Source organism: Porphyrobacter sp. AAP60, assembly GCF_001296025.1.
Classification (GTDB): Bacteria; Pseudomonadota; Alphaproteobacteria; order Sphingomonadales; family Sphingomonadaceae; genus Erythrobacter.
The window spans coordinates 47,281-56,684 of the sequence record NZ_LJHV01000005.1; the positions used below are offsets into that span (position 1 = coordinate 47,281).

The 9,404-nt window shown below is 60.9% G+C and carries 6 protein-coding genes; 4 read left to right on the forward strand and 2 right to left on the reverse strand.

What is annotated here, in order from left to right:
• Nucleotides 1-3 precede the first annotated feature (3 nt).
• Genes IP79_RS05660 through IP79_RS05670 form a run of 3 tightly spaced genes read left to right on the forward strand, consistent with a single transcriptional unit; the run spans nucleotide 4 to nucleotide 3,706 of the window.
• A complete protein-coding gene (locus IP79_RS05660) occupies nucleotides 4-1,893 on the forward strand; it encodes a hydantoinase B/oxoprolinase family protein (RefSeq protein WP_054118313.1) in 1,890 nt (629 codons plus the stop codon).
• On the forward strand, nucleotides 1,890-3,071 hold the full coding sequence (locus tag IP79_RS05665; RefSeq protein WP_054118314.1) for a CaiB/BaiF CoA transferase family protein: 1,182 nt from the start codon (nucleotides 1,890-1,892) through the stop codon (nucleotides 3,069-3,071). The genes IP79_RS05660 and IP79_RS05665 overlap by 4 nt, the downstream gene beginning before the upstream one ends.
• On the forward strand, nucleotides 3,071-3,706 hold the full coding sequence (locus tag IP79_RS05670) for an isochorismatase family protein (protein ID WP_054118315.1): 636 nt from the start codon (nucleotides 3,071-3,073) through the stop codon (nucleotides 3,704-3,706). Before IP79_RS05665 ends, IP79_RS05670 begins: the two co-directional genes overlap by 1 nt.
• A gap of 27 nt (nucleotides 3,707-3,733) precedes the next feature.
• Here IP79_RS05670 and IP79_RS05675 read toward each other — a convergent pair whose 3' ends face one another.
• Both IP79_RS05675 and IP79_RS05680 read right to left on the reverse strand, forming a co-directional pair.
• The gene (locus IP79_RS05675) at nucleotides 3,734-6,664 is read right to left on the reverse strand and encodes a DUF2339 domain-containing protein (RefSeq protein ID WP_054118316.1); all 2,931 of its coding nucleotides are present in this window, start codon (nucleotides 6,662-6,664) and stop codon (nucleotides 3,734-3,736) included.
• Nucleotides 6,665-6,712: 48 nt separating this feature from the next.
• Nucleotides 6,713-7,498 carry a transglutaminase-like domain-containing protein gene (locus IP79_RS05680; protein ID WP_054118317.1) on the reverse strand — a complete coding sequence of 262 codons (786 nt, stop codon included), beginning with the start codon at nucleotides 7,496-7,498 and terminating at the stop codon, nucleotides 6,713-6,715.
• Nucleotides 7,499-8,291: 793 nt separating this feature from the next.
• Between IP79_RS05680 and IP79_RS05685 the strand changes: the two genes are divergently transcribed.
• Nucleotides 8,292-8,966, forward strand: coding sequence for an FkbM family methyltransferase (locus IP79_RS05685; RefSeq protein ID WP_197273748.1), 675 nt, complete (start codon nucleotides 8,292-8,294; stop codon nucleotides 8,964-8,966).
• The last annotated feature ends 438 nt before the right edge of the window (nucleotides 8,967-9,404 follow it).

The window sequence follows — 9,404 nt, forward strand, 5'->3', positions numbered from 1 at the left end:
ACCATGCCAGCCCGCATCATCGAACCCAACACCACCCCCTTTGCCAAGGTCGCCATCGACCCGGTGACCCTCGACATTATCGAAAACGCGCTGCGCAACGCGCGCATCGAAATGGACGCAACGCTGGTGCGCACCGCCATGTCACCCGGCATCCGTGAACAGGGCGATGCCTTTCCGCTGATCGCCGATCCCGCCGGCAAGATGATCGTCGGCCAGTTCGGCAGCTTCATCGACGGCTTCCTGATCAGCTATGACGGCACGCTTGAGGATGGAGACATGATCTTCCTCAGCGATCCCTATTCCTGCGCGGGCGCGATCAGCCACTCGAATGACTGGCTGGTGATGCTGCCGGTTTTCAAGGATGGGCGCTTGATCGCCTTCACTGCGATGTTCGGCCACCAGAGCGATATCGGTGGTTCTGTGCCCGGCTCCATGCCGATCGGCGCGTCGTCGATCTTCGAAGAAGGCGTGCGCATTCCGCCCGTGAAGATCTGGAAAAAAGGCGAATACAACGAAGACCTGATGAAGCTGGTGATGCACCAGACCCGCAAGCCCGATTGGTGTCAGGCCGATCTCAACGCACTCATTGCCAGCTGCCGCGTCGCCGCACGCCGTGTGGTGGAGATGGCAGAACGGTTTGGCGATGACGTCTATGTCTCGGCCACGCAGGAACTGCTGGCGCGTAACCACCGGGCAATGAAGTCGCTGCTGGCGATGGCGGTGGCCGAGGAGCCCGTCAGCTTTGAAGATTACATCTGCGACGACGGCAAGGGATACGGCCCCTACAAGATCCGCTGCACCATGTGGCGCGATGGGGACAAGGTGATCCTCGATTTCGAAGGCACCGATCCGCAATCCGCCGCTTCGATCAACTTCTTCCTCAATGAAAACATGTTCAAGATGTTCTTCGGCATCTACATGATCATGGTCTTCGATCCGCAGATCCTGTTCAATGACGGGTTCTACGATCTGATCGAGGTGCGCATCCCCGAAGGATCGCTACTGAAGCCGCGTTTCCCTGCCGCCCTGTCGGGCCGCACCCATGCGCTGGGGCGCATCTTCGACATTCTCGGCGGATTGCTCGGGCAGAAGACGCCGGAGTTCCTCAACGCCGCGGGCTTCTCCTCCTCGCCGCACCTGTTCTATTCAGGCTGGGACAGCCGCGAGGATGGCACCCGCGACTGGTTCCAGCTGTTCCAGATCGGCTTCGGCGGGATTCCGGGCCGCCCGATGGGTGACGGGCCGGACGGGCATTCGCTGTGGCCGGGCTTCACCAACGTCCCCAACGAATTCCTCGAACGCTACTTCCCCCTTCGCATCGAGCGCTATTCAACCGCGCCCGATAGCGGCGGCGCGGGGCTGCATCGCGGCGGCAATGGCATCCACATGACCTACCGCTTCCTCGCCGATGGCGAGATTGCGATCCATGACGACCGCTGGTTCGTGCCCCCGTGGGGCGTGAATGGCGGGCATCCCGGCGCGCGGGCGAAGAAGGTGCTCGAACGCGCCGATGGGACGCAAGAAATCGTCGGCAACAAGGTCGAGAGCGTCGCAGTGAAGGCGGGCGACTTGCTGCACTTCATTACCTGGGGCGGCGGCGGCTGGGGAGATCCGCTGGCACGCGATCCTGAACTGGTCAGTCTCGAAATCCGGCAAGGTCTCGTCACCCCTGAAGGCGCGCGCGCCTACGGTGTCATCGCGGATGGCGAAGGCGCGGTGGTCACCGCCGCAACCACCGCACTGCGCAGCGAAATGACTGCCAGCCGCGGCGAACTGCCATTGTTTGATTACGGCCCCGGCATTGATGCACTGCGGGCGAACTGCGAAGCCGAAACCGGCCTGCCCGCCCCCGTCCAGCCTGTCTGGACGAGCCTCAGGGAGGCCGCAGAATGAGCGCGCTTGCAGGCATAAAAGTCGTGGAAATGGGCCAGCTTCTGGCGGGCCCCTTCTGCGGCCAGTTGCTCGGCGACATGGGCGCAGACGTGGTCAAGATCGAGCCGCCGGGCGCGGGCGATCCGATGCGCAACTGGGGTCAGGGTGACGAGAAAGTGCAGTGGGAAGTGATCGCCCGCAACAAGCGGTCGGTCACCTGCAACCTGCGCGTGCCCGAAGGTCAGGCGCTGGCCAAGCGCCTGATCGCCCAGGCCGACGTGCTGATCGAAAACTTCAAGCCCGGCACGCTGGAACGCTGGGGCCTAAGTCCGGCTGAACTTCACGCGATAAACCCCGGTCTGATCATCGCCCGCATGTCCGGTTATGGGCAGGATGGGCCGTATAGCGACCGCGCTGGCTTTGGCGGGATCGGCGAGGCAATGGGCGGCTGGCGCTATATCGTGGGCGAGCCTGATCGTCCGCCATCCCGCATGGGCATTTCGATCGGCGATACGCTGTGTGCCACCTATGGCTGCATGGGCGTGCTTGCCGCGCTGCATCACCGCGAGAAGACCGGCGAAGGGCAGGTCGTCGATTCTGCTCTTTACGAATCCGTGTTGCAGGTGATGGAGGGCCTCGTCCCCGAATATGACCGCAACGGCGTGATCCGCGAACGCTCCGGCTCGGTGCTCAAAGGCATCGCGCCGTCGAACGTCTATAGCTGCAAGGATGGCAGCTACATGATCGGCGGCAACGGCGATGCGATCTTCACGCGATTGTGTCAGGCGATGGGCCGGCCCGAATTGGCGCAGGATGAACGTTATGCCACCCATATCGCGCGCGGAATCCATCAGGACGAACTTGACGCGCTGGTCAACGAATGGACCGGAACGCTGACAGTTGACGAGGTCGATGCGCTGATGACCGAATATTCGATCCCCGCAGGCCGTGTGTATCGCGCGCCCGACATGATGGCCGATCCGCATTTTCAGGCGCGCGAGGCTATCATCGAGGTCGAAACCCAGAACCGGGGGAAGATCAAGATGCAGAACGCCTTCCCCAAGCTGTCGAAAACTCCCAGCACGATCCGCCGCCCTGCGCCTGCCGCGCCGGGGCAGGACAATGCCGAGGTCTTCGCCGAAAGGCTCGGCATGGACGCGGGCGAGTTGGCACGGCTCACCGAAAGCGGGATCATCTGATGGCTGGCCCCTCGGCATCCGACAATTATGCCGGTGTGTACGAGGGGCGGCTGCGGCCGGGAACACGGCCGGCGTTGCTGATTGTCGATGTGGTGGCGGCCTATCTGACTGAAGGCTCGGCGCTCTATATGGAAACAGCAGCGGCGGCCAAGGACAGCAACCGCCGGCTTGCCGATGCGGCGCGCGCGGCCGGGGTGCCGGTGGTGTTCACCAATGTCAGCTACCGCCCGGATGGTTCGAACGGCGGAGTGTTCTATCGCAAGGCCCCGGTGCTGAAGGCCTTTATCGAAGGATCACCGCTTGGTGCCTTCCCTGATGATCTTGCCCCAATGCCGGGTGATCGGGTGTTCACCAAGCAATACCCTTCCGCCTTCTTCGGCACAGAGCTGGCCGAGGGGCTGAAAACACAAGGCATCGATACGCTGCTGATCGGTGGCTATTCGACCTCCGGCTGCGTGCGGGCGAGCGCGCTCGATGCGATGCAATACGGCTTCATCCCGCTGGTGGTGCGTGATGCCTGCGCGGACCGCCACGAAGGCCCGCACGAAGCCAACCTGTTCGATCTTCAGGCCAAATATGCCGAGGTCATTAGCGAAATCGAGGCGCTTGACGTGATCGCGGCAGCGGCTGCCTGACCAGTCGGGCAGCGCGCCTTACAGCCGCTACCCGGCCGCCGCTCCGCGCTGTGACAATTGCCGCGAATAAACCCAGCCGATCCCGATCAGGCTGAAGCCGAGCGCCATGAAGCTCGCGATCCGCAGCAGGCCTTCAAGGCCCGCCGCATCGATAAGGAACACCTTGATCACCGCGATCAGCATCAGCACCAGCGATCCGATCCGCCAGCTGCGCTGCCCGCGCCACGATCCCCACCACAGGAAGCCCAGCGCCAGCACGATGCCCAGCAGCGATGTCAGCAGGCTTTCGGTCTGCCCCACCGCGCGTGACGGCAGCACCGATCCGGCAAACGCCTGCCGCAGCAGCGAATAGGCGAGCAGCGCGACCAGCAGCATCACCGCAGCATCGATCACGTGCTGCACCGCTGCGGGCACATCGCCCCATTGCAACCGTGCCAGCCAGATGGCGGCAATGGCAGTCAAATACGCCAGCGTCAGCCAGTTGGCGACAGGTGTCGGCCCGACATGCTGCACGCCCAGCAGCGGATTGTGCAGCGCCAGCGTGAACCATACGAAATGCGCCAGAGCCGCGGCGAGCAGGCCAAGGCTGACCGGACGCCTTAGCCCCGCAGGCAGCTTCTTCCCCGCCCCGTAGGCCGCGAGCACAAGCAGCGCCTGCCAGATGGTCCTTTCGCCCATGCCGTAATGTTCGAACTGGAACAGCGAGGTGATCGCGAAGGCCTGCTTGAACAGGCTGTGCGGCATCACCCCGCCGATCAGCCCGAGCCCGGTCAGCACTGCCGTGCGGAAATCTATGGCGCGGCCTTGCCCCTTCCACAGCAGAACCGCCAGTGCAGCCGACAGTGGCAGCACGCGCAATGCCAGGTCGGCAGGCGCAACCGCGCTGCTCGCCATAAACGGATCGCCAATCAGCGCCATCGCACCCGCACTTGCCCAGCCCGCCACCGGAGCCATCGCCCAAGCCGCAGTGATGGCCAAAGCGCTTAGCCATGCGGCTAGCCTCGCTGGCAGGAATATGAACAGAGCAATGGTGCCCGCCGCAGAAATCCACGCCAGGGGCGCACTGGGCAGTAATTGCGCGATCACGCCATAAGTCAGCAGCACGGCGAAAGCCTCTGCCACGCTTCGCGCTGCAACCGGACGTGCGATCAAGGCCATGGCGGCAAACGGCAGCGCCGCCGCCAGCCAGCGTATTCCGGCACGAACGGTGTCAGCAGCCTGCGGCAGATCGCCCAGCTGCGTCACTTCCGGCACAAAGCCGGGCGTTACAATCAATGCAATCGCGGTGACAGCCGCCCCCGCCCATGCCGCAGAGTGCAGCGCCAACGCATCGCGCCGGGCATAACACCACAGGATCGGCGCGCTTGCCGCCAGCGCCATCATCGGGGCAAGCCATGCAGGCGTGACCAGCAAAAGTCCGGCAAATCCAAGCAACGCCGCAGGGGCAAGCACAACCAGTGCCTCACGGGTCTGGGCCTCTTCCCCGCGCCACCACAGCAACGCAAAACCCGCGCCCGGCAGCAGTGCCAGCCCGGCGATTGCCGCTGCCAGCAACGGCTCGCTCGTATCCGCGCTCCAGCTGCCAAAGCGGGTGTAGATGATGATCCCCATGATCAGGCTGACCGCACCCAGCTGCGCCAGATCGATCAGCTTGGCCCTTGCAAGCCATTGGTAGACGAGCGGCAACCCGGCAAAGATCACGACCTGCGCCGCAGCCACCAGCGCAAAGAACTGCGCATCCGGATCGGGCCAGATCACCAGCAGCCACAGCCCCAGCCCTGCCGCTACCAGCGTGCCCAGCCGCAACGCCTCGAACCGCCAGCCCAGCGCCGAAAGCGCGGCGGCGATCAGCAGATACAGCCCCCATGTCAGCGGCGCGAACCCGGCATTGGTGACCAGCACCGCCATCTGCAGCGTCGCCAGCCCGCCTGCGATCAGATGCAGCAGGCTTGGCCCGCCCTTCGCATGGAGAAACGCCGGCAAGACCGTTCCCAGCACGATCAGGTAAACCCCCAGCGCGGCGAAATCCGAGCTGCTGGAAACTCCCGCAACCATCATCAGCACGCCCCAACCCAGCCCTGCCGCCAGCGCGGCATAGCCGAGCCAGGGGCGCGCCTGCGCCTGCCCGCTCCAAGCCAGCCCGCCAGTGATCAGCGCCAGATAGAAGGACAGCAGCGGCACATTGGCGCTGTCGCTATCAACCAGTAACGGCGCGGCAAACCCGCCGACCAGTCCGATTACCGCACTCGGCAGGCCGAAGCGCAAGGACAAGGCGATGGCCCCTGCGGTAACCGCCGCCAGCCCGACAAACGCCGCGCCCGCCCCGATCAATCCGTAAGCCGTGCCCGCCAGATAGAACGCGCCATAAAGCGTCGCGAGCCCCGCCCCCGCCAGTGCCTGCCGCACGCGCGGATCGCGCAAACGATCATCAAAGCGGTGGGCCGTTTCGGCTCCGGCCAGCAGTGCGAGGCCGAACACAAAACTCAGCGCCACCCGCACCATCGGGGTCAGCAAGCCTGCTTCAATCGAGAAACGCACGAGGAAGATGCCCGCAATCGCCAGTGCAAACCCGCCGCCCCAAATCGGCAGGCGGCGTCCAAAGATATCCTCGAAATCGAACGAGAACCCGCGCTTCGGTGCGGCGGCCTGCTGTTCTTCCGGCGCGGTCGCATAGGCAATAGCGGGTTCGGATGCTGGCTCCGGCTCGGCGCTGACTGGGTCGGCAAGCGGTTCGGGTGCAGGTTCGATCGGAGGCTCGACAATGGGCTGCTGCTGCGAATGCGCGTCATTTCGGATGCTGTCCGCCGGCGCAACAGGCTCCTCCCGGCGCGCGGAAGGCGAGTGTGCGAGCGCATCAAGCTGGCGCACCAGATAGGCGACGCGGCGCTCAAGCTTGTCAGCCCGCAGCCACAGGGCCGCGATCAACCCGCCGAACAAAAGGATGAAGAAAAAGTCCATGACCCCGCACCTTCATCGCCAAGCGGCAGGCACTTGGCAATCACCAAATCATTGGGGCTGCATCGTTTTCACGCTGACGGTTTGGCCTTTCATCTCCAACGGCCCGAAGGCGGTAAGAAAGGCAACGTCGCCAATGTCGCGGCCGATGCCGATCAAGGCGGTGTCTGCGCCCGTTGCCATTCCGGTTGCATCGACGATATGCCAATTCCCGCCAAGGAACACCTCGGCCACGGCGTGGAAATCAGGCGGAGTCACGCGCGGTGCATAAACACTGGCGATCCGGGCCGGAATGTCGGCAGCGCGGGCCAGGGTGATCATCAGATGGGCGTAATCGCGGCAGATACCCTTGCCATCATGGAACGTATCGATCGCCGTCGTATCCGCATTGCTGGAACCGGGCACATAGGACAGGTGCCCGGCAATCCAGTCGCGCATTGCCGCGATCTTGGCCCCGCCATCCAGCACGCCAAACTCCGCCTCGGCAAAATCGGTGAACTGGTTGGATTGGCAATAGCGCGAAGGCAGCAGATAGGGCACCGCCTCTCCCGGCAAAAGATGGAGCGGGACTGCTGGCAGCCCGGCGCAATCGCCATCGGCCCTTTTGATGCTGACGGTTGCTTCGTAGCTCACCAGCATCTGGCCCTGCGTACGCAGCCAGATGCGCTCGCCCACACCATCTTGCGCCGGGACGCGGGCGAAATGTTCGCACGGCGTGACCGTGATATCGGCATGTTCGATGGTCTGGCCCGGAATCGCGGCCGCTTCCACCTGAAGCAGAACGTCGCAAGGTTGTTCGAACCAGTAATCAAGCTGCGTGCTTATAAGAAGGTTCACAATTCCCGTTCCATTCACGCAAGTGGCCCATGTTGCGATGCGGGCGACTATCCTTGCCGGACAGTAGCCCCAAGCCATCAGTGGTGTCGATAGAGGATCAGTTTTCCGCCCTACCGACGGGATATGAGATTGTTATTTTTGATAAATTTATTCAGAATAAAGGGGCTTGCTCACAATTAACCCCACCCCACTGGCAAGTTATGGCTCATAGACCCCGAAAGGCTCATACCGGCCAAGATCAGCCAGCGCTCCGACGGAAACATCCAGCACCAAAAATGCCCATCGCTTGTTATCTGGCCCGTTCAATTTTGCAAAATGCTCTGCATCGGTAGCGTATCGGATCAATGCGCGGATCAATGAAAAAATTGCAATTGATTTGGTTTTCCGCCGACCACTGACGTTGGCGGTATAATTATTCGTCTATTTTATGGATCCTCGGTAAACCGAGTTGCCTCTAAAGTGCCAAATTCAGCACTGCCGATGGCCCGCATAGATAGATTGGTATTTCCTTTTTTAGCTCAACTAAGACCCAAGCCTTTTCACTACGTGAAGGTTGACTCGGATGGACGATCGGCGGGTGGATGGATACTTTCTAGCCGCGGCACTAACCGTCAAACCTACCGTTAGTTTATCTCAAATTCTTTTGCGATCTCAAGCGCTGCTCACGCTTGTCAACGCGAGACCAGCAAGGCAGACGACATACGGACCCGATCGTGACACTCCCAGCCTGATCGCCCGTCGAGGAAGATTTTGTCGGTTTGATGATAAAAGTATGATTGGATGAATTATGGCCATGAATAGTGTTCTAAGCGACGTCCTGAAGCGCGCTTTCCCAAACAGAGAGCCAATTCGATACATCCAGATCGGCGGAAATGATGGTATACACGCGGACCCACTTTATCCACATCATGTCGCTCGGACATTTGAATTCGAGTGGGGTCAGATTTTCGAACCAATCCCAGAGTACTTCGACCTGTTGATGGCGAATATGCGCCAATTTCCATATGTCAAATGTCACAATTTAGCAGTCGATGACGCTACTGCACCTGGCCAGCGCGAGTTTAGCTACGTTTCGCATGCTGACATTGAAAAATTTGGATTGCCCGGATCATCTAAGGGGATCGGTTCTTTTTCTCGGGACAGGAATGCGTTGGGTGGTATTGGCTACGACGAAGGCAAGTTCAGCAAAATTGAAAGCCACATTCGCACGATTCAAGTCCAAACGGTGCCTGCCAAAGATGTGATAAGGCAGTATTCGGACGCAAATTTCCTGCTTACCGATTGTGAAGGCTACGATGTGGAGATAATTCGGAGCGCCTTCAGCAGCGGTAACTTCAAGCCCCGAGTGGTGCAGTACGAAGACTATCAGATCTCGAAAGATATCTCTCAATCGACACTTGGGGAGCTTCAAGCCCTGGGTTACAAGGTAGTTCGCTCAGGTAACGACGTTATTTGCGAACTGGCGTAACACCCGTTCTCAGTGCTGAAGGCGGAAGGGCTTTCAGGATTAGGTGATTGGCGGAGAGGGTGGGATTCGAATAAATCTTATAGAGCAATGAATTATAATGTGTTTTATTATACCATTCCGGAGCTTACCCTCTAATTTACCCCGAGATTTGATCGGTTAAAGGCTCAGGTTTTTCACCAATTTCGAGGCTCCCAGAGCCATTCCGCCCCCTGCGCCGCCGATGGAAAGACCGACGACGGCGTCCCTTTGCCCCCCTTTCATAAAGTTCCTGCCCTTCAGTTTTCGGCACCTAAGCCGTCGTTCTGAGATCGCCTTGCTGACCTGTTATTCCTGCCATCTCAGCTTCAATGAACCATATGGTCGAGTGAAAGTGCACCTGCTATCGAACCGCTGTGCTCAAGGACATGAACTTCAAGGGGAAGTGGCGCGACTATCAGG

Bases quoted from the DNA above. Each gene is read 5' to 3' on its own strand.
- IP79_RS05660 (WP_054118313.1), top strand. From the start codon at position 4: ATGCCAGCCCGCATCATCGAACCCAACACCACCCCCTTTGCCAAGGTC.
- IP79_RS05665 (WP_054118314.1), top strand. From the start codon at position 1,890: ATGAGCGCGCTTGCAGGCATAAAAGTCGTGGAAATGGGCCAGCTTCTG.
- IP79_RS05670 (WP_054118315.1), top strand. From the start codon at position 3,071: ATGGCTGGCCCCTCGGCATCCGACAATTATGCCGGTGTGTACGAGGGG.
- IP79_RS05675 (WP_054118316.1), bottom strand. From the start codon at position 6,664: ATGGACTTTTTCTTCATCCTTTTGTTCGGCGGGTTGATCGCGGCCCTG.
- IP79_RS05685 (WP_197273748.1), top strand. From the start codon at position 8,292: ATGAATAGTGTTCTAAGCGACGTCCTGAAGCGCGCTTTCCCAAACAGA.